Genomic DNA, 21,445 nt, shown 5'->3' with positions numbered 1-21,445 from the left:
ATGAGATTCTGGCATAAAATTCTGCTGTCAGTCCTCGCTTTCTTCATCGTCGCCCTAGATGTGAGTGTAATCATGATTATGAAAAAAAGCTGGCAGCTGAACATGGACAGCGAAATGCAGCGTGCTTCAAGCGAACAGCTATTAATTGCAAACAACATTTATGAAAATCTTGAATCGATTCAGACCCGTGGGGCCACACTTACCTCTACTTTAATCTCAAGTGTGGCTCAATCCTATGGTGAATTTTATCATAAGCAGGGAATCGGACTACAGCTCTGGGAGAATGACCAGCTGGTTTATCCGAATGCCGGAGTCCCATCAGTCTCAACACCGGAGTCACATTCTATTCAACTCTCTACTGAGCTCCCTGCTCCCTATCAAGCTTTGTCGATCGTTTATCAACGTGATATCAGTGACCTGTATGCTAAGCAGCATGAGCTGAACCGTTTTTTTGTAATGATTAACTGGATTATCGGTCCAATTCTGCTCCTATTACTCTACTTGCTGATCCGGCAGTTGACCAAACCACTTAAACAGCTTTCAAAGACTACAAAAACGATCGCTGAAGGCAAATATACCGAGCGCGTGCAGTTGCGCAGTAAAGATGAATTTGGTGAGTTAGCCCTGAACTTTAACCGAATGGCAAACGCAGTGGAGCAGCACGTGATCGAACTGTCTAATATGGCCGATGAAAAGCAGAGAATGGTCGATAACCTCGCCCACGAACTGCGCACACCTTTAACCAGTATGCAGGGATTTGCTGAATTTCTGACTTCCGCGAATATAGGCCAGGAAGAACAGCAGAAGGCTGGTCAATATATCCTTAGTGAAACTTTACGCCTGAAGAATTTAGCCTTCAAACTGCTGGATTTGTCCGTCCTACGGCATCATCCTCTGACTCTGAAACAAGTAGACATATCAGATTTGTTCAAATCGGTTAAACAGATTGAGCAGCTTAAATTGGACGAAGCAGGCATCAAACTAGAAATGGATTATTCCATCCCTGCGGTTTGGGGTGATCATGATCTGCTAACTTCCTTCTTGGTTAACCTTGTCGAAAATTCCATTCATGCATCTCCGCAAGGGAGCACCATCCGCTTGCTTGCCTATGTATTGCAAAATGAAGCCATATTGGAAGTATGTGATTCAGGATTTGGGATGACACCGGAACAGAGCGCGCGTGTATTTGAACCCTTTTATCGAGGTGAAAAATCGCGCACACGCGAATACGGGGGTGCGGGTCTTGGTTTATCTTTATGCAAGCAAATCGCAGATGCGCATCAAACTAGAATTTCACTCAATTCTACTTTAGGTCAAGGAACAAGTATCCGCATCTTTTTACAACTCCATAACATCTGTTCACCTACTCTATAACATCTATAGTTTAAGGTTAGGAAGATTCAGCATCATCCGAAGCAAATGGAGGTTATTCAAGTGAATAACAAAAAATTCCCCACTACTTTAGCTGTACTCCTGTTCTCGGGGAGTCTGCTAATCGTCAGTGCAGTCATTCAAAACACCACCCATTTAGCTTTAACCAGCACCAAAACCCCAGGGATGAAGTTGGAAGCACCAACGCAGGTGTCCTCCACAGTGAATGACGATCTACAACCGCAGATGAGTCCTAAAGAAATACAACCCATTAACAATTTCATAGACATGGCTGGTCATGAGACTTCTGAATCCAAACGGACCATTGTCACACCACCTGCTGCAGGGGATCTGAGTCAAACTGATGCCGTTATTCTGGCTGCTTCAAGCGTTCGCAAATTATTCGATGTGGACATTGCCAAGCTGCAGATGCGGGTTATTCTGAGTGATACCCGAACCTCGCTGCCGTGGACATGGGCTGTACATTTCAGTCCATATAACGCCAAGACGCTAGAAGGGCAAGGTAAGGAATTCTGGGAATATGATGTACTAATTGATCCCATAAACGGTATGGTAGTGAATACGACCGCGATTAATAATGCTCTGAAAAGAACACCAATTAGCGCTTCTGCTGCCAGCACTATCTATAAAGATGCCCGTTGGATCAATGCGGCCATAACTATCCTTACAGATAAACAAAAAGAAAGCCGGAAAATTGCTACAGCAACACTGATCAACACTGAAACCAATGATAAACGCGGCATGGTCGCTGTTCAGATGATGCTGGAAGATGGCAGCAGCTACACGGCAGAAATGCGTTATCCTGATCAAAGTCTGCGCTGCCTTACCTACGAGACTGCTCAAGTACTGAAATAATCAAAAATAGAATCAGCTCTTCACTAATCCTACTTTTATGTCGATAATTTATATTACATGGAAAAGTATGGAGGAGCATATGAACACTAATCGCAGAACCGAACCTTTTCGATATACCCTTAAAGAACCTGTAACATTTGATCTTCATATTCTTACTATTAACGGAATCCAGGTTCCTTCCAAGCCTGTAAGGGCTGTATTGTTCGATATCAGTCGATCGGGTTGCCACTTATCGTTACCCCTCAATATCAACCCAGAAAATAACTTAGTACGCATTGGCATGGAAATGAATCTTACGGATGAATCTATGTACATAGAAGGAATATTGAAATGGAACAAAGAACAACAAGGCAGTTTCCACTACGGCATTCAATTGGACATCCCTGAGAATGATGGTGATCGACTCCCAAGAGTACTTCGCATACTTGCTGGAGAAGGCAAAATATTAGTTCGTTAAGATAACAAAAAAGAGTAGTTTTAATCTAAAAAAGCAACAACCCCGCGTTTTCATGCAGGGTTGTTGCTTTTTAGCTATTGCGATCCAAACTTATTGTTGTAATCCGAAATCGCAGATCACCATTCCATGGATTTTATTCTTGAGGCACATCCCGTTCAGGGGATGCTGCTACAGCTTTTTCTTTCTCCAGTACCTCTCTTAAATCATCTTGAATTCTGCGATTCCATAAGGGAACCCCTGAGCGATAAGCAGCTCTGCCCGTCAAATGTGCAGATAAAGGTGAGGTCATAAATACAAAGACAATCCCCAGTAGCAGCTTAGCACTTATATGATCTAGAAAAAATGCAAAATATAGAAAGGCCCCGCTCAGAACACATAAAACACCAAGGGTGGCACTTTTGGCAGCGGCATGTGATCTCAGATAAACATCAGGCAGCCGAATCAGACCATAAGCACTTACAGCACTAAGCAATGCCCCCATCAGTATTAATAAGGCAAACAGCAATTCACCGACTGTCTTGATCGTTTCCATGTTCTAGCACCACTCCCCTTTCGATGTATCTGGCAAATGCCGTCGTGCCGATAAAGGAAAGAATGCCTATTAACAAAATAATTTCGATAAAAGCCTGCGTTCGGAGTAAAACAGAAAGAACGGCTACCATGGCTAACAGATTAATTCCAATCGTATCCAGTGCCGCTACCCGGTCGGGCAAAGAAGGTCCCTTCAACAACCGCCAGGCACATACACCAATCGCCAGCGCCATAATCGTAAGCGAGAGCATAAGAATAAATTGGATCATTAACGGGTCACCTCCAATATCGCACGCTCAAAGGTGTCACGGATATTCGCTCTGAACTGTGCGGGATCCTCAACATCCATGGCATGAATATACAAAGTCCGGTTATCATCCGAAACTTCAAGTACCACAGATCCGGGAGTAAGGCAGAGCAATGTGATCAACGTAGCCACTTCCCAATCCGATTTCAGCTCTGTAGTATATTTTAAGATTGCTGGACGTATATTAAGCTCCGGTCTCAGAACAGCTTTTACTACTACATAACTTGAAACGACCAGCTCCCGCAGCAGCAACAGGATTAGCTTAATAATTGCCCACACTTTTCCTAGATATAATCTGGGCCAAAAACGTCGCATTCCGAGCAGAATGAGGATACCGATCAAGAAACCAATGACGAAACGTGGCCCAGTCCAGTCATTGTGCAGGAACATCCACAGGAATGCTATCATGAAATTCAATAATAGTTGAAAAGCCATAGTATCACTCCTTCATGACAGCGTTAATGTATAGTGCTGGATCAGCCAGTACAGCTCCGGCTTGGCTGACAAGTCCGTTTACCGTCTCCGCACCCACACCCATCAGAATTACAATCGCGAACAGAACAGCTGCCGGTGCCATCATAGCTTTATAATGAAGCGGTTTGACTTGTTCTTCCCTTTTCTCGCCACCCCAGAACACTTGCTGGAATACCTTGATCAAGGAATATAACACTACGAAGCTGGATGCAAGTGCAATCAGCGCCAGAGCCACGTGATTCTCGCCAAATCCACTCCGCACCATCATCACTTTTCCAGCGAAACCACTAAGGGGTGGAACACCAACCAATGCCAAAGTCAGTACAAAAAACATCCAGCCGGTCCACGGATAACGTCGGATTAAACCACCCATTTCTTTTAAGCGGTCAGTGCCTGAAGCTGAGATAATCATCCCACCCAGGAAGAATAATAATGCTTTGGCAACCATGTCATGCATTAAATAAAACACTACACCATTTAACGAATCCTGAGTCGCAACAGAGATCCCAAAAGCAATAAATCCTACACTGATGATGATATTATAATTAAATATTCGGCCCAAATCGTTGTATGCCAATGCCCCGATTGCCCCAAGTATCATCGTCGCCCCCGCCATCCAGGCAATCAATGTATGGGTAAGTCCCGGTTCTTGAATAAAAATCAAAGTAAAGGTACGAGTAATTGCATACAATCCGACCTTGGTTAGCAAAGCCCCAAACAGGGCTCTAACAGCCAATGGCGGTGCACTATAAGAATCGGGAAGCCAGAAAAAGAGCAGTAAACCTGCCTTAATCGAAAATACAATTAGCAGCAGAACCGCAATGACGTTCATTACACCGCCTTGTCCCGCCTCTGCTACACGCATAGATAGATGCGCCATATTCAGTGTTCCTGTCGCGGCATATAAATAAGCAATCGTCGCCACAAACAAGGAAGAGGAAATCACATTAATTAATACATACTTTAATGTCTCTCGCAGTTGACCCTTGGACCCACCAAGTACGATCAAAGCGTAAGAGGCAACTAACAGCACCTCAAAGCAGACAAACAAGTTAAACAGGTCCCCGGTGAGGAAAGAGCCAAATACCCCGGTTAATAAAAAATGGAAAAACGGATAGTAATAAAACCGTTCCCTGTCTTCCCCAATGCTAGCGAAGGAAAAAAACAGACAAGCCGCGCCAACAATGGCCGCAGTCAACACGAGCAATGCCGAAAACATATCGGCAACAAACACAATGCCATAAGGTGGACGCCATCCCCCCATATATAAAGTCTGGATACCGTTTGTATTTACCTGATACACAATGAATCCTGCAACAAAGATATTTAAAAACACACTCACGGCACTTATGATTCGTTGCAGACGTACTCGTTCTTTCAGAAAAATGAGTATTACTGCCGTAATGGCCGGAATCAGCAGAGGCAGCACTAACAAGTTGTTCATCGTCTCTCCTCCTTGGTTCCTTCCACATCATCGGTACCCGTCGAGCGGTAAGTCCGGTATGCCAAAACAATAAAAAATGCTGTTACTCCAAAGCTAATTACAATAGAGGTCAAAATGAGCGCCTGCGGCAAAGGATCGACATAAGCTTCCGCTTCCTCACCCAGCAATGGTGCAGCACCTGTCTTGAGGCCAGACATTGTCAGTAACAACAAATGAACGCCGTGCGTTATTAAAGTGGTTCCCAGAAGGATGCGCAGCAAGCTTTTGGAAAGAACTAGATAAACACCTACGGAAAACAGTACACCGATCGCCAGGGCAATAATAAGCTCCATTAGCTATCCCTCCCGATCGTAAATATGATATTCATAGTGACACCAATAACAGCTAAGAAAACACCGAGATCAAAGAACATTGCTGTGGTCAGTTCTGTTTTGCCCATAAGTGGCAGTTGGAAATAGCCAAACGCTTGGCTCAGAAAAGGTACATCGAATAAAAACGAACCTATTCCTGTAAGAAAAGCTACAGATATCCCAACCGCGATTAACTTACGATAGTCGATAGGCAATACCTTCTCAACCATATCAATCCCAAAAGTAATGGCGAGCAGTACCAATGCGGCTGATGCCATCAATGCTCCAATAAATCCGCCTCCCGGATTATTATGTCCGGCGAAAAACAGATAAAGCGAAAATATTAGTATCATAACGAAGGCTACTTTAGCTACCGCTTGTAGTAACACATCATCACTTACAGAAGAACGTGGTTTATTATCCTTCACAGCCCGCTTCAGTGGGGCAATAGTTCCATCCGTATCCAACTGCAGTTTGATCATGGAATAAATAGCAAGTGAGGCAAGGCCAAGCACTGTAATTTCAAACATGGTATCAAAGCCGCGGAAATCAACGAGCAGAACATTAACAATATTTTTACCGCCACCCAAGGTATAGCTATTCTCCACATAATATTTCGAGATGGATTCGAACGGGCTACTGCCTAAAGCAGCAAGTGCAACCAATGTCATAGTTATTCCCATCCCGATGGAAATAATTAGCTTAGGCAAGCGGGACCGAAGTTTGAGCGGCTCTTTCTCCAGCTTAGGCAAATGCCGAAAACATAGCAGGAACAATGTAACGGATACTACTTCGACAATCATCTGGGTAAGCGCCAGATCAGGTGCCCGGAACAGAACAAAGAGTAAAGTAACCATATAACCAACCATTCCTGTTAACAAAATGGCTGTGATTCTGGAACGAACAAAGGGGATAGCCAAAGCGCCCACAAGCATAACCATAACAACAATAACTTCAAACAAAGAAAACGGAGCATATTCAGTTGTCCCAAGCGTTATTCCATCGGTATACCACACGGCTCCACCAATGGCTACGATCAGGAAAGCGAAGATATACATCAAGTAATGGCGCATGGAACCTGTCATATAGGTGCCAGTCAACGCCCTAGACGATTTCTCGACCAGCCGGATTACTCCGTCATAGACTTGATTTAAAGTGTAGCCACTGCCCCATTCTTTATCGACCAGACTCCAGCGGCCATAGATTCGGTATACAATAATACCAAGAATCACAACACCAAGTGTCATCCATATTTCTGGTGTAAAGCCGTGCCAGAAATGAATATTCACAACAAAGGGTTCTCCGGTCTGCAAGATAGGGTGAATAGCATTCATTGCAGGGATAATAAGTGTTTTGGATAATATATTCGGGAAAAAACCGATAAATATAGACAGCACTGCTAGCAGGCACGGGGCAAGCAGAAGTCCAAATGGGGCTTCATGCGGTTTTTTGTCCAGCTTCTCAGGCTGATATTTTCCGAAAAAGGTGTGGAAAACCAAAATCATACTGTATGCAAAAGTAAACACGCTGGCAATCCAGGCCAAAACCGGGAAGAGCGTAAACAACGAGGGAATAGACAATATATCCAGGTTTCGGATATTCAGAACAGCCGTAAAAAACATCTCTTTACTTAAAAACCCGGAAAATGGCGGCAAACCAGCCATCGAGAAACTGCCGATCATCGCTACCGTAAAGGTAACCGGCATAATGGAAATCAATCCGCCCAGCTTTCGCAGGTCGCGGGTACCCGTCTCATGGTCAACTATACCGACCATCATAAACAAAGAGCCTTTAAAGATGGCATGGTTAATAAGGTGAAAGATAGCCGCTGTTGTTGCAGCAGTGTAAAAGACTGAATCTTCCCCTACATAAAATGCCGCTGCCGATCCCATTCCCAGCAATCCCATAATCAGTCCAAGTTGACTAATCGTTGAATAGGCTAATAGAGCCTTCAGGTCCGTCTGCTTCATCGCCTGGATGGAGCCATAAATCAAGGTGATCAAACCGACGCCTGACACAACCCAGAACCACTCATATTGCCCCGCAAAAACAGGGCTGAAACGGGCGACAAGATACAATCCAGCTTTAACCATCGTTGCCGAGTGCAGATAGGCGCTGACGGGTGTCGGTGCCTCCATGGCATCCGGCAGCCAGATATGAAACGGGAACTGAGCTGATTTGGTGAAGGCGCCTAAGAGAATTAGTAGCATCGCCGGAATAAATAAAGCATGCCCGCTAATATCGCCAACCTCACTCCAAATTTCCCGGATACTAAAGGTGCCTGTCATTACATAAAGCATTAAAAAGCCGGCAAACATCGCTAAACCACCAAATACGGTAATCAACATAGATTTGAGAGCACCATACCGCGATTTTTGCCGCCGATGCCAAAAGGCAATTAACAGAAATGACGAAACACTTGTTAATTCCCAAAAGCCGTATAACACCATCAAGTTATCCGAGAGCACAACGCCAAGCATTGCCCCCATAAACAACATTAGATAAATATAAAAAGGGGTTAACGCTTCTTTTCGCCGGTCCAGATAATAAATTGAATAGATAATTACAAGACTACCCATCCCAGTGATTAACAAAGCAAACAACAAACTTAATCCATCCAGATGGAAAACCAAATCAATTCCTAGTGAAGGAATCCATGAAATGGTTTCATATCCCAAATCCCCACCTTTAATAACGGGAATCCGGGTTAAGAAATAAACAAACAAAACGAGTGAACCAGGGAAAACAAGCCATCCTCTATGAAGGTTGGGTGCTCTCTTGGACAAAAGTGCGATTACTAAGGCCATTAGAAACGGAACAAGTATGATTACATGCAGCAAAGGCAGTCCTCCTTTTCCACTTGAGCTTATCAAGTTGTGAACTTTAGTACTTACTTTTTTACCAAAAGCCAAAGATCATATGATTGGTAGGGCCTTTTATACAAGGCCCCAATGTTGATAAGGGCAAGCCCGATTATAAAGAATCGGTCAATGTGCCATCACAAATATGCAGATATCTAGCCTTTCCATCTTCTTGCTCAATTCTGAATAAACCGTTCTCAAATTCTGTGTGTAGTTCGTGAAAGAACTTTCCCTTAAGCGAATACTCTCCCTGAGGTTCATCACTGAGCTGGTACTCAGCCCCGTTTTTGACCAGGTAAGCGATAACGCCTTCCTCATGGGTTTCTTCCAGCCCTGCACGCATCCGCTGCACAGCCACGACATGCAGATCCATCATTTTCATTTTACCAATGAGTTCATTGATGAAATTACGTTTGGTAAGCTCCTGCCACCGAGTTTGAGCAGATTGTCCAATGACGATCTGTGTGACCTCATTCTCTTCAGCAACTTCTACAATAATATCTGTTGTTTTTCGGCCTTCACGTTTCCGAATGATAAACTCAGCGCCAGCTTCATCGGCAAGACGTTTCCAGACCGTCATATACATTTCTTTGCTCTGATTATATTCATCAATATCCGAACTATCGACATTTAATACAAACAATGGCGCCCCTATAATTTCAGATAGTTGGACACCACGCCGGATTAAACGCTCCCCATGCGGACCATAATGAACACAAACCATAATCTTTTCATTGTGTATGACCTTCACCCTCCTGTAACATGGCCAAGAAATACAAAAGGAGCCCACTGGCGTTAGGCCCCTTGCGTAATTCTAAAACCCGATAAGTTATACTTAATTATATCTATTCCTATGTTTTTTGTAAAGTTTGTTGGTTATCATGGAACATATTTCTTTTTAATGCTTGTATCATGCCCTTCTCTAGCAGTTGTCATACAATGGTTATTATATATTCCTTTACAGGAATATTCCCTCCGTGGTATATTATCATCACAAACAGGAAATACCAAAAAGGAGGCGCTATAGAGCCGCTTAACCACAGTATGTCATAATAGAGATACGAATGAATTTAATGAATCGAAGTGATCCTTGTTTATGAATACTAACGTTATGAGTGCCTTAGCTGAGCCCCACCGCATGCAGATCGTTGAACTATTACGCGAGAATCCTCTAACCGTTGGGGAGATTGCAGAAAGTCTTCAGCTACGGCAGCCTCAAGCGTCCAAGCATTTGCGCGTCCTTAGTGAAGCGGGCTTAATTGAAGTTCAAGCTGTTGCTAACAAGCGCATTTGCAAGCTCCGTCCTGATCCATTTAAGGAAATAGACGATTGGTTAGACTCCTACCGCCATATATGGGAAGAACGATACGATCGACTGGATGATTATTTACAAAAGCTACAGAGCAATGAAAACAATAATAAATCATAGCCTCAGGTCGAAATTGGCAGGAAGCAAACAAATTTGAGGAGGATCTATCCCATGACAAATTCTAACCCGTCCAACCAAGTGGTATCCAAAGTTGTTGATGGCAACACATTAGTATTAGAGCGCGTATTCCAAGCTCCACGTGAGCTAGTATTCAAGGCTTTTTCTGAGGCTGAGCATTTGAAGCATTGGTGGGGTCCAAAAGGGTGGACGCTTCCCGTATGTAATGTCGATTTCCGTCCAGGGGGTACTTGGCATTATTGCATGAAGTGCGTGGATAAGAATCAAGGGGATTTCTACGGTATGGAGTCTTGGGGCAAGGCGTTGTATAAGGAAATTACAGTCCCAGAACAAGTCATTTATACAGATGGATTCTCAGATGCAGAGGGTAATATTTCAAAAGATTTGCCTGAAACGCTTGTCCAGCTAGATTTTATCGACCTGGAGGGTCAAACGAAGCTGGTGAATTCCGGTAAATACACTTCTCCGGAAGCCTTGCAACAAGTGATTGATATGGGGATGTTAGAGGGGATTTCCCAAACCTTCGATAATTTGGACGCCCATCTTGAGAATTTACAGAAGAATAACTAGAGCAGCTATCACACGATAAGTAGGACGATGCAAGGATACTCTCTCCTGCTCGTCCTATTATGTTTATTTTGCTGGAAATAAGAACCTGATACTATTCGGAAAATATTGCAGGAAAAACGTATCATTATGCGTGCCCAGCGGATCCGTCTCAAACTTCACTCGCTGATCCGCTCCAACAATCTTCTCTTTTAAAATATCATAAGCACGTTTGCTGTTAGGCACCATGTCCTTCTGGGCATTTGTCTTGTGGATCCCTTCCTTTTCACCAACATACATATAAATTCTGCATTCCCTATCTAGTCTTGAAGTCTCCATGAAATGAATGAAATCTTTAAACCATACAGACGCAGATATCAATATAAAATTTCCAACAGTAACTTCAGTCTTGTACATCGCATACAGACTTATTAATCCACCTAGTGAAACACCACCCAAAGCCAATTTCTCCGGCTCGTTGGAGATGCGATAGGAGCTTTTGATATAGGGTACAAGATCCTGATAGACATAATTCAAATAATCATCGCCCTTGCCCCCAAAGGACCAATCCTTAAAAAGAGCAGGCATTTCCCAAGGTGTATATTCATCATTCCGCAGCTGAGAATCAATCCCGATAAAAATAACCGGCTCTGTTACTCCCTCTTCTACATCTTTCTCTATAGCTGTAATCGCCTCTTTGAACAAAAAATCTCCATCCTGTAAGAAAACCGCTGGGAACATCCGCTCCGGAAATAGATGATATTCTTTCGGTAAATACACGGTAATCTGACGATCCATATGTTCAAAAAGCACAAGCTCGCCTGCCCTCATTTGCGTCATATCCCCACTCCTTAACAGTTCAGCACTCGAAACGCTCTACTCATAATCGTTGGTACTACAGAAGCGTGATTTTCATTGGGTGCGACATAGTGCTTAACCTCTAAATTAGGCAAAGCATACTCATTCAATTTTGAAAATAATATTGCTGCGTCATCGACCATAAACGACTCTTCACTCCCTACGGTAATCAATAACTTTTGTTTATCGGCCGTCAGCTCTTGACCCTTGTGATAGAACTGCTCCGCATACGTCAGGACTTCATGATCATTCCACCAAATGGATGGACTAGAGGCCAAATAATACTGGAATAGCTTCGTACGAGTGAATAACGTCCAGAGGACAAATAAACCACTGAGAGAGTGACCAAACAAGGATTGTTTATGCTGATCCACATTATATTTCTTGATGATTGCTGGCATTAACTCTAATTCTAAAAAAGCCAAAAACTTCTCAGCTCCACCATGTGGTCCTATGTCAGCATCTTTCAATCGGTCCGGATATACATACTGCTTCGCCGGAGGTGTGAAATCATAAAATCTTCTTTTGGAGACCTCTTCATCTGAACCATAATGTCCAATGCCAATTACAATTGCTGGTGCAATAAAAGTTTTCGGGGCATTTCTTGACTGCAATTTCACAACATCCCGACCCAATTGAAAATATGAATTACCATCGAGCATGTAATACACGGGAAAGCCCTTTTCTGGTGCTGCTTCTCTGGGAAGAGAAACCTTTATATCGTACGTGTAACCCGTATACTGAGATTCAAGTTTCCATGATTCTGTGTGTTCGAGCTCTACTTGTGTTGTCATTTTTTCTGTACACTCTCCCCTACACTCTTGACTTTGCTAATAAATATAAGAAATAAGGAATTCCAATAATCGAAACGACTATACCCACGGGTAACTCTGCCGGCTGAAATATTGTTTTGGCAAAATAATCCGAGATCACCAGCAAAAACATCCCGACCACTGCACTGGATAACATAATATAGCGGTGATTAATCCCTACTAATCTTCTGGCGATATGAGGAGCCATCAAGCCTATAAAACTTATAGAACCGGATACAGATACACAAACACTTACGATCCCCACACTGCATAACAGAAAGATCAGCTTTTCTTTTTCTACAGAGATCCCTAAGCTCTTTGTACTGGAATCCTCCAATTGAAAATAATTGAGTAAATAGCTTTTTCGATACATTATAAATCCTAAAATAAGCACCCAAGGTGCGATCGTAATGATATAAGTCCAGTTCGCGCTGTAAATACTTCCGACACTCCAAACCGCAGCCATCTCATAATCACTTGCATTCATTTTCAGAGAAATATACAACGACAACGCACCAAAACCACTGCTAATCGCGATCCCTGTCAAAATCAAGCGTTGCATATCGAGTGCACCATTCCGCCATGAAAAAATAAAGATAATGACAACTGCGGCAAGCCCACCTACAAAACCAAACAGCGGCATGGCTAGTATCGAGAACCAGCTTTCTTTAAAAAAAGTAACTCCCGACATCTGAAAGAAAAACATAAATGCAACGATGGCAGCTCCTGCGCCTGCATTAATCCCAAGGATACCTGGATCAGCCAGCCCGTTACGGGTAATCCCTTGAATGACAGTTCCCGCCATCCCCAGACCTATTCCTACTAATGAGGCAATAATGATCCGTGGTAACCGAAACTGAAAAATAACCAGGTCAAATTTAGCATTAGGATCTATTCGCAGCAGTGTTTTTATCACGTCCATTACAGACATATCAAACACGCCATTCGTAAGATGAAAATACCCGGCCACAAGGGTTAACAGGATAAAAACTAATAGTGTCAGCATATAGCGGCTAAACTGTACTTTACTTCTATCCACGCTGCTCTCCCCCTTTAACCCGAATTAAATAAAGGAAGAAAGGGATGCCAATAAAGGCTGTTACAACACCAATTGGCGTCTCAAACGGAAAGTTAATATAACGGCTTAAGACATCGCAAAACGCTAAAAAAACAGCTCCAATCACCGCTGAGCAAGGAATGATAAAGCGATAGTCTATACCTACGATAAAACGTGTAATATGAGGAATGATTAGACCCACAAAGGCTATCTTGCCGACTAAAGCTACTGCTGTCCCGGTCAGACATATAACAGATATAATACTGACAATTTTCACCCATTTTGTTCGTTGACCCAAACTAATCGCGGTTTCATCCCCCAGGGAAGCAACCATTACTGACTTAGAAATACTAACCGCCAAGAGCAGTCCAACGATTATAAAAGGAACTGATAATATTAGCATATCTGGATTAACGGTATGTATTTTCGAGCTATACCAAACGCTAACATTTTGTGAGACTTGAAAAAACATCGCTACTGCTGAGGCGATACTACTTAAAAAAGTACCAATTACAGTCCCAATAATAGCTAACCTGACTGGTGATAAACCGTTTTTAACCAATGAACCAAATCCGAAAACCAAACCTGCTCCGATGGCTGAACCCACCATAGATAAAATAATCATCTGAACATTCGATAATCCCGGATAAAACACCATAGCCAACGTAATAACAAATGCCGATCCGTCATTTACTCCCATAATCGATGGTGATGCAAGATAGTTACGTGTAACCCCCTGCATTAACGCCCCTGAAACAGCCAGAGCCGCTCCAACTAATAAAGCGGCGATTACACGCGGAAATCTAGATGTCATAATAATGTTGTGGTCCACATTATTAGCATCGAAGTGTGTAATCGCCTGCCATATTGTCAATATTCCAATATCTTTAACACCATATAAGACGGATACAACCATTGCTAATACGATGAATAATGGAGAAGTTGATAGGATCAATATAACTTTCCAATTTTTTGTATTCATCTTATTCATCGCACCTTCGGTTTTACTTCAACAGGTTTTCAATTGCCGCATCCAGGAATCTTACTTTAGACCAAGCCGTTCCACCTTGTGCCAACGGATCAATTGCATTTACAAACACATGATTATTTTTGACAGCAGTTACGCTTTTGAAGATCGGATTCTTGAGCAAATCATCAAGTGCTGTTGCATTATCAGTATTCTCACTAGTCTCAAACTGCAAGAAAATATAGTCCGGATTAATATCCGCCAAAGCTTCTAATGAAAGCTCTGCTTGTGCTTCTGTAGAGGAGATCACCTCAGGAATGGCAGCACCCAGATCTTCATAAATAACCGGATTCAAATAAACGCCAGCAGGATACACACACATACTGCCCTGACGAATGCGAATGACTAGAATGGATTGATCTTTCAGCTTTTCTCCAATTTCAGCCTTTGCACCCGCAGCTTTAGATTCATAATCACTAATAATTTTTTCTGCATCTGTGGTCTTACCGGATAATTGGCCTAATAAGAGCAAGTTATCTTTCCAGTTTGTTGAAATATGTGAATAAGGAATCATCGTTTGAATTTTATTAAGTGCGCCGGCCACATCTTCCCCAAACTTGGAAGACCCTAAGATAACATCTGGATCCAGTTGCAGAATCGCTTCATTACTTGGAGCAAATTTATCCCCCACTAAGGATGCACCCGCTAGGTCAGTTGACAGATAACCTGGAATGGCATCAGCTATTGCAAGTACACCTACAGGTTTCACTCCCAGTATGGCAGCATCTTCCATAGATTCGAGACTTGCTGCTACAATATTATTAATCTCTGCAGGCACGACATAATCCTTGCCCAAATATGTAACGGTTTGTTCAGTGGCAACAGCCTCCTGAGCCGCATTTCCTTTGTTATTTGCAGTTCCTTCTGTTGCTACTGCAGCATTATTTGTGCTTTTTTCTGAAGCTGTCTTATCCTTTTCATTGTTACCGCAAGCTGCCAAACTCAAAGCTAAAACTGCTGATACCCCAGCTAATAAATATTTTTTCTGATTCATAATCAATCTCCCCATCTATATTTTATTTATCATTCTTCAAACTAAAGTAATGATAATGAGAATCGTTATCATATTAAATCATATGAGAATAATTATCAATACTTTTCTTTGATTATATGAAATCTTGTAATTTAACAGTTGCGTTGAATGATTAGTGAACATGCAGAAGAACCCGCACCAACTGCGGGTTCTTCTGCACTATAAATATGAGTCCATTTTTTTTAATCAGCGTTATAAAACTCAGATAAGTCACGGAACAACAATCCGCACGCCTCTAGTCTATTAAGTTCCTCATCCACATCAGTGAGCAAATTGCTTTCTCTCTCATGGGCTGTATTGATTAGCCACGGTTGTCCCTGTTTTAGAAAACAAAGATCATCAGGCAGCCTGGTCTGTACCCACGAGTACAAGCTGGTGGAATAGGATAAAAGAATATTGACCGCTTCAGGTGAACAATCAAAAAAATAAACATCTGCATAATGCCCCATAAGCCGAGTCCCCGGCCAATAGTCATCTTTTATGACCTTTTTGAGAAAAGGTTCCAGCTGTTCAAGCAGTTCATATCCTTCTGGCTCCAACTCCATCTGATCACGTTTTACTAGAATAAATTCATCACATACTTCCATAGCTACCTGTACCAGCGTCTTGTAGGTCTGACCCGTTGGTTCCTGCAAAATAGTATGAATAATAATGCACCCCCTCTACTTATTTGTATTATTCAAATATTCTTTATGCATCCTACCCCAGCCACACATGCTATCCAAAACTGTAATTAGGGATTTGCCATGTTCTGAAATACTATATTCCACCCTGAGTGGAAGCTCATGATAACTCACCCGGTCGATAAGCTGATCCTCTTCAAGCTCCCGTAATTGTTTAGCTAACGTACCTTGGGAGACATCTGGGATAATCCGTCTAAGTTCACCAAATCGTTTTGTGCCATCTATCAATAAAATAAATAAAATGAGCGGCTTCCACTTTCCACCGATCTTTTCAAGTGTTGTAAGAACCCCGGTTAATCTCGGCTCCAGCAAATCCATGCGATCCCCTCTTTCGATAGTTATATAACTGTATGTTCGAACCAGCTAGTACGAAAAATCGTACCTAGTACGAGAAAAGTGCGTACTGTGCAGGTTATATTTTATAGCTAATAATAAAAAACAGAACTTAATAAGTCCAATTAACTATGAACGGAGAAGATAAATATGTCCACTATTTCATTAAAAAACCAGCGCATCGTCATTATCGGAGGAAGCTCCGGAATAGGGCTTGCGACTGCCAAACAAGCGGTTGAACAAGGCGCAGCTGTCATAATCGCTGGGCGTTCACAAGATAAATTAGAGAAAGCTCAACACCTTCTGGGATTCGATTCTGTTGAAATTCATTCACTAGATAATCAAAATGAACAGGACTTGAAGGATTTCTTTGAAAAAATCGGCGTTTTTGACCATTTGTTCACTCCGGGAGCCTCCTATGTTAGAGGACCGATTACTTCTAGCTTGGAGATTGCACACAGTTGCTTTAATGCAAAGTTCTGGCCGCAATATAATGCTGTAAAGCATGCCGTCCCTTTTATCAACCCAACAGGCTCCATTGTTCTTATGTCCGGCGCATTCAGCCAACGTCCACTTGCAGACGGTGCCTCCTATGCAGCTTGTAACGGCGCGATTGAAAGTCTGGGAAAAGCATTAGCAGTAGAATTGGCTCCGATTCGGGTAAATGTCATCTCCCCTGGAACCATTCATACCAACTTTAATTGGGAAGGCGCAGAACAGGAAACTAGAGACAAGGCTTACGACAAATATACGAATATCAATATCCTTGGCAGGGTGGGTCATGCCGACGAAGCAGCACATACAACGATTTATTTGATGACCAATAGCTATACAACAGGAAGTACTTTATTTCCGGATGGGGGATATATTTTGCGATAAAAAACAGCTGAGTCAATAAGTTGGAACCGCTACTTATTGACTCAGCTTCTTTTAGTTGAAAGAATCAGGGAGAAATTCCCTGATTATCAGCCAGGGGATCATTTCCCCTTAGTTACGATCATAGTAAATTCAAAAAAGGAGCATAATCTCAGTTGAATTTTAATTTCTATGACTACTTCGTATTAAAGATTATACTTATGGAATCCTCCTGAATCTCCTTAATTGTATATACACCGATTTTTTCAGCAGCGCTCACTAACGCTGAGATATACTCAGGAGTTGAATTTAATTTCCGAGCAGAAAGCTTCAGGTTAATGGAGAACTCATCCCCATGCTCGTCAACATCAAGAGATTTCACATAAACTTTAAATACCTTTACATAATGCTCATAGTTAACCAAATGTTCTTCAGTAACACCTTGAAATGAAACATTTACTTTCAAGGATTCCGGCTTCAGGAAGCTCACCTTACCTGCCTTGTCTACCTGCCCTACTTCAGGATTCAACACTTGATATTCAACTCCGTCAAGGATTGTAAAATCCATCCCATTATCCATAGTGACTAGTAAATTAAGACGTATATCGATAGCTTCTGGTCCGATTAATGTCAGATAGTCACTTACTTCATGCTTGATCGTTTGTCCAGCCTCTTTCCCGGCGAACATAATCAATGGACTATGTACACGTCTATTCCATGACTTCTCTTCATGTGTACCCAAAGGGTCCATCAGAAAGAATAGATCCTTCCCTAATACAAATCCCTTCGACTTTAGTACAGTCACAAGCGGATCAATTGGCATTCCTTCGGTTACGCCCATGTCGAGCCAAATCTTCAATGCAGGCTTCCCGGACTCTTTCGCCAATTCATCCAATATACGCCCATTGCTTACCCAAGTGGCAGGGGATAAAGCCCCTATCGCTGAGAAGGTCTCCGGGTGCTGATACCCCATCCATAAAGCCTGAATAGCACCGAACGACGATCCCATTATCATCCGGTGATCCCGATCGGGAATGGTCCGGTAAGCACCATCAACATAGGGAATAACTGTATTGATAAAATATTGGGTAAATTCGGCTGCACTCGCTCCATCCGAAGGAATAGACTCGTCCGGAAATGGAACATACTCCATTCCCCGTTCTGATCCATCACTTGAAGCGACTCCTATCACGATAACCTTCTCCATGGTTCCATCAGCAACGAGCTGATCAATGATCTCCTCAACTCTCCATTCTTTGCCTAAAGAGCTGGTATTTGTATTGAAAACATTCTGCCCATCGTGCATATACACAACAGGATAACGCTCACTGTCAGCTTCATACCCTGCAGGTAAATAAACAAATATTCTCCGCTCACCTATATTTTCTATGTGCACAGTACCTTTTGCCGCCCCCACATTGGTTGGGTTCTCCGATGCATTAGAAGTATTGCTTATCGTTGGATTGGGGGTTGGTGATGTAGCAACTTTTTCATTTACATTTTCGTAACTGGAACATCCCGAAAGCGCTAACAAAACTAATACTGCAAACCCCAAAAAGCTCCATCTAAATAATCCATTTGAATGCATAGAACCCCTCCTGATTTTTGTTCAAACGTTTTCACAACTCTTATTATACAGGATTTATATGGTATTATGAACATTTTTTCACAATTTGGGGCAATGTGTAAAAGCGCTCAAGTTTAATTGTATTTCATACAACTATAATCCAATAGAACGCTCGATCACTGGATATAAGTGTATTTCATGCAGCTATTTTCTGAAATTACTCCCTTATAAGTGGATTCTCTAGTTTTTAGTTGTATAAAGTGCAGTTAAAGTCAGGATTATTCTTTGGGCACTCGAAATAACTGCACAAAGTACAGCTATTTCGCAGATTCCATCAACATCCCTCACCAGTAACCGACACTAAAAAAAATCAATGAAGCAATCAGGCAGCCTCCACTAGCTCATCATTTGCAAAAGCAAACCTCCCCGCAGACCAAAAACACCAGACAGTGATTCTCCACGAACTGAAGGATCATTGTCTGGTGTTTTATTCAGATTCAGTAAGGGTTGTTTGGAGACAATCTCTTCTTTTCAATTAGTACTGTTGTCTTTCCTCGTAGGATACGAACAGCATTCTACGTTGCACATCCATAAGCATACGAATTACCCAACTTGCTAACAAGGCAACAACAAATCCAGCTACTACATAGGAGATATATTGTTGGGATAATGTCCAGTCGATCTGGAACAAAGCAAACACACTATTCTCTAAAATGTTCAAATCCATGGTTTGCAAGAAAATCTGGTGCAGCACAGGTAGTGTAATCAGGCCCAGTGCAGCCGCTACTACAGTTACTGTTATTGAAAAGAAAATAATACTGGATACGAATCGACCCATAATCAGCATAACGTTACGGGCAAACTTCGCTCCATGAAAACCTAACTTCATTCGTTGCAGGAAGCCCGCTCCCTCTAGCTGCATATCCGATCTGGTCTCTTCACTAGGTCTAGGAATATCTAACAATGATCTGACCAGCTCTTGCTCAAATTGTACGATGTAATCCAATCCCTTAGCTACTGCAAAAAACAAAGGAATTCCGATGAATATTGGGGTTAACGCAATGGATAACGTCAGCCCTGTCACCATAAACACGAAATATACAATCGTAAGCGGTAAAGAGATTAAGAAGTATAAAATACTCCGATATGTCTTTGGACTTGCTCCACGTTTGCGCGTTTTAGATTGGGGTTGGGATTCTGCTGGAATATGCATGGAATCAAGAGCTCCCATCGGCATAGTGTATAACTTATCATTCATTTCTATTGTCCTTTCTCTCACGTTTTTCAATTAATCTCATTATACGTGGGAAAAAGAAGGCTCAAAACAGTCTTGGGGCTGGAGTCATACCAGACTAAAGGCTAGGATTTGTTGCTTCAAAGCGCATAATTAAACAGATTTATGATTTTGCTAGGCTACAACCCCAACTTATTTCCCTTTTCCAGCCGCACAATCTGCTGTTCGCCATTATCTGCCAGCTCTCTGAACTGATTAATGGTTTCACGCATTTTGGGGAGAGCTTCCTGCTTATAAGTACTGATGGAATCGAGAGCGGATAGCACATCTGTAAAAGCTTGCTTTAATGTATCCACTGAAATACTTGATTCTAACGACTGTTTATGGATTTCCGCCCCTTGGTTTTTCAACATTTTTGAGGTACCGCTGATCAGGCTATCGGTGGTTTGATTTAAAAGTTCGATCTTTTTCAAAACAATTCGTTGATTATACAGCGCACTAGCTACCGTAACCGATATTTTCAAGGCAGACACGGTAACATTTCTAGCTCTGTCCACCCCTCTGATCAGCTCTTTATTATTTCGAATAACCACTTCTATGGCCATAATTCCTTGTTGATTCACTACAAGCATCTGTTGCAAATCCATGACACGCTGCCGCAACGGAAAAAGCACTTCTTCTGTAATGAACCGAACTTTCTCCTCATCCTCATCACGCAGCTTAGCGGCTTCCAGTTGCGTCTCTATCTCCTGATCCATCAGCATGCCGAGCTGAATTTCTTTTTGTAGCTTTTTTGTAAGTTCCCGAAGTGCCTGTTGCTCAAATTCCAGCGTAGTATTATCGTTCTTCAAAACGGTCTTACCCTTGTCTAAAGAAATTATAATATCTGAAATGACAGCATCCGCCTTTTGATATTTAGCAAAATAACTACGTAATGGATTAAAGAACTTCCCAAGAAAACCCGTCTTGGCAAAATCTACTGCACTGGGATCCAAATCCTTCAGCTGGAGATTAAGCTCCGTCAAACCTTTTGCTACTTGGCCGCCTTCATCCCCTGTCTTTGATAAATTCCCCACTGAAACCTGCAACAGGGAGTTTTTGTCCGAAGAGGATCTCATCGTTTCCAAACCGAAGCTATCAATGGATTGCAGCACCGCTTTCCGCTTATCCAGTGACTCTAAATTCAGATCCAGAATGGCGGAGACATTGTTTACTGCCAGTGTTTTCAGTTGTGATACTTCCTCAGGCTCAGGTTTGACCTGCTCTTCAATTACTGATTTCAGCTTTTCCTGACTTACGACTTCCATAGTAAACGACATAGA

General features: G+C 42.3%; 23 protein-coding genes. 6 read left to right on the top strand and 17 right to left on the bottom strand.

Annotation, left to right across the window (positions count from 1 at the left end):
• The 3 genes from MKY54_RS13675 (at position 1) to MKY54_RS13665 (ending at position 2,704) form a co-directional block, all read left to right on the top strand.
• The gene (locus tag MKY54_RS13675; protein ID WP_339190774.1) at positions 1-1,374 is read left to right on the top strand and encodes a HAMP domain-containing sensor histidine kinase; all 1,374 of its coding nucleotides are present in this window, start codon (positions 1-3) and stop codon (positions 1,372-1,374) included.
• Between the two features lie 60 nt (positions 1,375-1,434).
• A complete protein-coding gene (locus MKY54_RS13670; protein ID WP_339190772.1) occupies positions 1,435-2,247 on the top strand; it encodes a hypothetical protein in 813 nt (270 codons plus the stop codon).
• Positions 2,248-2,326: 79 nt separating this feature from the next.
• Entirely contained in the window at positions 2,327-2,704 is a 378-nt protein-coding gene (locus MKY54_RS13665) for a PilZ domain-containing protein (protein ID WP_076126051.1), read from the top strand.
• Between the two features lie 133 nt (positions 2,705-2,837).
• Here MKY54_RS13665 and mnhG read toward each other — a convergent pair whose 3' ends face one another.
• The 7 genes from mnhG to MKY54_RS13630 form a co-directional block, all read right to left on the bottom strand.
• A complete protein-coding gene (mnhG, locus tag MKY54_RS13660; protein ID WP_036686408.1) occupies positions 2,838-3,236 on the bottom strand; it encodes a monovalent cation/H(+) antiporter subunit G in 399 nt (132 codons plus the stop codon).
• Complete coding sequence (locus tag MKY54_RS13655) at positions 3,211-3,504, bottom strand: Na(+)/H(+) antiporter subunit F1 (RefSeq protein WP_076135632.1); 294 nt, start codon at positions 3,502-3,504, stop codon at positions 3,211-3,213. Before MKY54_RS13655 ends, mnhG begins: the two co-directional genes overlap by 26 nt.
• Complete coding sequence (locus MKY54_RS13650; RefSeq protein WP_076126047.1) at positions 3,504-3,977, bottom strand: Na+/H+ antiporter subunit E; 474 nt, start codon at positions 3,975-3,977, stop codon at positions 3,504-3,506. Before MKY54_RS13650 ends, MKY54_RS13655 begins: the two co-directional genes overlap by 1 nt.
• Before the next feature lie 4 nt (positions 3,978-3,981).
• Positions 3,982-5,460 carry a Na+/H+ antiporter subunit D gene (locus MKY54_RS13645; RefSeq protein WP_076183579.1) on the bottom strand — a complete coding sequence of 493 codons (1,479 nt, stop codon included), beginning with the start codon at positions 5,458-5,460 and terminating at the stop codon, positions 3,982-3,984.
• Positions 5,457-5,792 carry a Na(+)/H(+) antiporter subunit C gene (locus MKY54_RS13640; RefSeq protein ID WP_036686402.1) on the bottom strand — a complete coding sequence of 112 codons (336 nt, stop codon included), beginning with the start codon at positions 5,790-5,792 and terminating at the stop codon, positions 5,457-5,459. Before MKY54_RS13640 ends, MKY54_RS13645 begins: the two co-directional genes overlap by 4 nt.
• A complete protein-coding gene (locus MKY54_RS13635) occupies positions 5,792-8,656 on the bottom strand; it encodes a Na+/H+ antiporter subunit A (protein ID WP_339191192.1) in 2,865 nt (954 codons plus the stop codon). The genes MKY54_RS13640 and MKY54_RS13635 overlap by 1 nt, the downstream gene beginning before the upstream one ends.
• A gap of 127 nt (positions 8,657-8,783) precedes the next feature.
• Positions 8,784-9,422, bottom strand: a complete 639-nt coding sequence (locus tag MKY54_RS13630; RefSeq protein ID WP_232061321.1) for a universal stress protein — start codon at positions 9,420-9,422, stop codon at positions 8,784-8,786.
• Positions 9,423-9,767: 345 nt separating this feature from the next.
• Between MKY54_RS13630 and MKY54_RS13625 the strand changes: the two genes are divergently transcribed.
• A complete protein-coding gene (locus MKY54_RS13625) occupies positions 9,768-10,100 on the top strand; it encodes a metalloregulator ArsR/SmtB family transcription factor (protein ID WP_076126043.1) in 333 nt (110 codons plus the stop codon).
• 51 nt (positions 10,101-10,151) lie between these two features.
• The gene (locus tag MKY54_RS13620; RefSeq protein WP_339190766.1) at positions 10,152-10,688 is read left to right on the top strand and encodes an SRPBCC domain-containing protein; all 537 of its coding nucleotides are present in this window, start codon (positions 10,152-10,154) and stop codon (positions 10,686-10,688) included.
• 63 nt (positions 10,689-10,751) lie between these two features.
• Here the strand turns inward: MKY54_RS13620 and MKY54_RS13615 are convergent, their stop codons facing one another.
• From MKY54_RS13615 to MKY54_RS13585, 7 genes are all read right to left on the bottom strand, one after another.
• The gene (locus tag MKY54_RS13615; protein WP_339190763.1) at positions 10,752-11,504 is read right to left on the bottom strand and encodes an alpha/beta hydrolase-fold protein; all 753 of its coding nucleotides are present in this window, start codon (positions 11,502-11,504) and stop codon (positions 10,752-10,754) included.
• A gap of 11 nt (positions 11,505-11,515) precedes the next feature.
• Positions 11,516-12,316, bottom strand: coding sequence for an alpha/beta hydrolase-fold protein (locus tag MKY54_RS13610; RefSeq protein ID WP_339190761.1), 801 nt, complete (start codon positions 12,314-12,316; stop codon positions 11,516-11,518).
• A 19-nt stretch (positions 12,317-12,335) separates the two neighbouring features.
• Positions 12,336-13,340: an iron ABC transporter permease gene (locus MKY54_RS13605; protein WP_076279113.1), complete on the bottom strand. Its 1,005-nt coding sequence runs from the start codon at positions 13,338-13,340 to the stop codon at positions 12,336-12,338.
• Positions 13,341-13,365: 25 nt separating this feature from the next.
• Complete coding sequence (locus MKY54_RS13600; protein WP_076126037.1) at positions 13,366-14,382, bottom strand: iron ABC transporter permease; 1,017 nt, start codon at positions 14,380-14,382, stop codon at positions 13,366-13,368.
• A gap of 13 nt (positions 14,383-14,395) precedes the next feature.
• Positions 14,396-15,412 carry an ABC transporter substrate-binding protein gene (locus MKY54_RS13595; protein ID WP_076280775.1) on the bottom strand — a complete coding sequence of 339 codons (1,017 nt, stop codon included), beginning with the start codon at positions 15,410-15,412 and terminating at the stop codon, positions 14,396-14,398.
• 221 nt (positions 15,413-15,633) lie between these two features.
• The gene (locus MKY54_RS13590; RefSeq protein WP_081392446.1) at positions 15,634-16,086 is read right to left on the bottom strand and encodes a hypothetical protein; all 453 of its coding nucleotides are present in this window, start codon (positions 16,084-16,086) and stop codon (positions 15,634-15,636) included.
• Between the two features lie 27 nt (positions 16,087-16,113).
• The gene (locus tag MKY54_RS13585; protein ID WP_036686390.1) at positions 16,114-16,452 is read right to left on the bottom strand and encodes a winged helix-turn-helix transcriptional regulator; all 339 of its coding nucleotides are present in this window, start codon (positions 16,450-16,452) and stop codon (positions 16,114-16,116) included.
• Between the two features lie 165 nt (positions 16,453-16,617).
• Here MKY54_RS13585 and MKY54_RS13580 point away from each other — a divergent pair, with 165 nt between their 5' ends.
• The gene (locus MKY54_RS13580) at positions 16,618-17,346 is read left to right on the top strand and encodes an SDR family oxidoreductase (RefSeq protein WP_339190758.1); all 729 of its coding nucleotides are present in this window, start codon (positions 16,618-16,620) and stop codon (positions 17,344-17,346) included.
• 172 nt (positions 17,347-17,518) lie between these two features.
• Here MKY54_RS13580 and MKY54_RS13575 read toward each other — a convergent pair whose 3' ends face one another.
• The 3 genes from MKY54_RS13575 to MKY54_RS13565 all read right to left on the bottom strand — a co-directional run bounded on the left by MKY54_RS13575 (position 17,519) and on the right by MKY54_RS13565 (position 21,442).
• Complete coding sequence (locus tag MKY54_RS13575) at positions 17,519-18,910, bottom strand: alpha/beta hydrolase-fold protein (protein ID WP_339190756.1); 1,392 nt, start codon at positions 18,908-18,910, stop codon at positions 17,519-17,521.
• A gap of 514 nt (positions 18,911-19,424) precedes the next feature.
• Positions 19,425-20,147, bottom strand: coding sequence for a sensor domain-containing protein (locus tag MKY54_RS13570; protein ID WP_076280779.1), 723 nt, complete (start codon positions 20,145-20,147; stop codon positions 19,425-19,427).
• Between the two features lie 155 nt (positions 20,148-20,302).
• On the bottom strand, positions 20,303-21,442 hold the full coding sequence (locus MKY54_RS13565; RefSeq protein WP_076280780.1) for a toxic anion resistance protein: 1,140 nt from the start codon (positions 21,440-21,442) through the stop codon (positions 20,303-20,305).
• Positions 21,443-21,445 lie beyond the last annotated feature (3 nt).

The sequence above is a fragment of the Paenibacillus sp. FSL P2-0121 genome, from assembly GCF_037975345.1.
GTDB lineage: Bacteria > Bacillota > Bacilli > Paenibacillales > Paenibacillaceae > Paenibacillus_AQ > Paenibacillus_AQ odorifer.
This window is presented reverse-complemented; position numbering and strand designations above follow the sequence as displayed.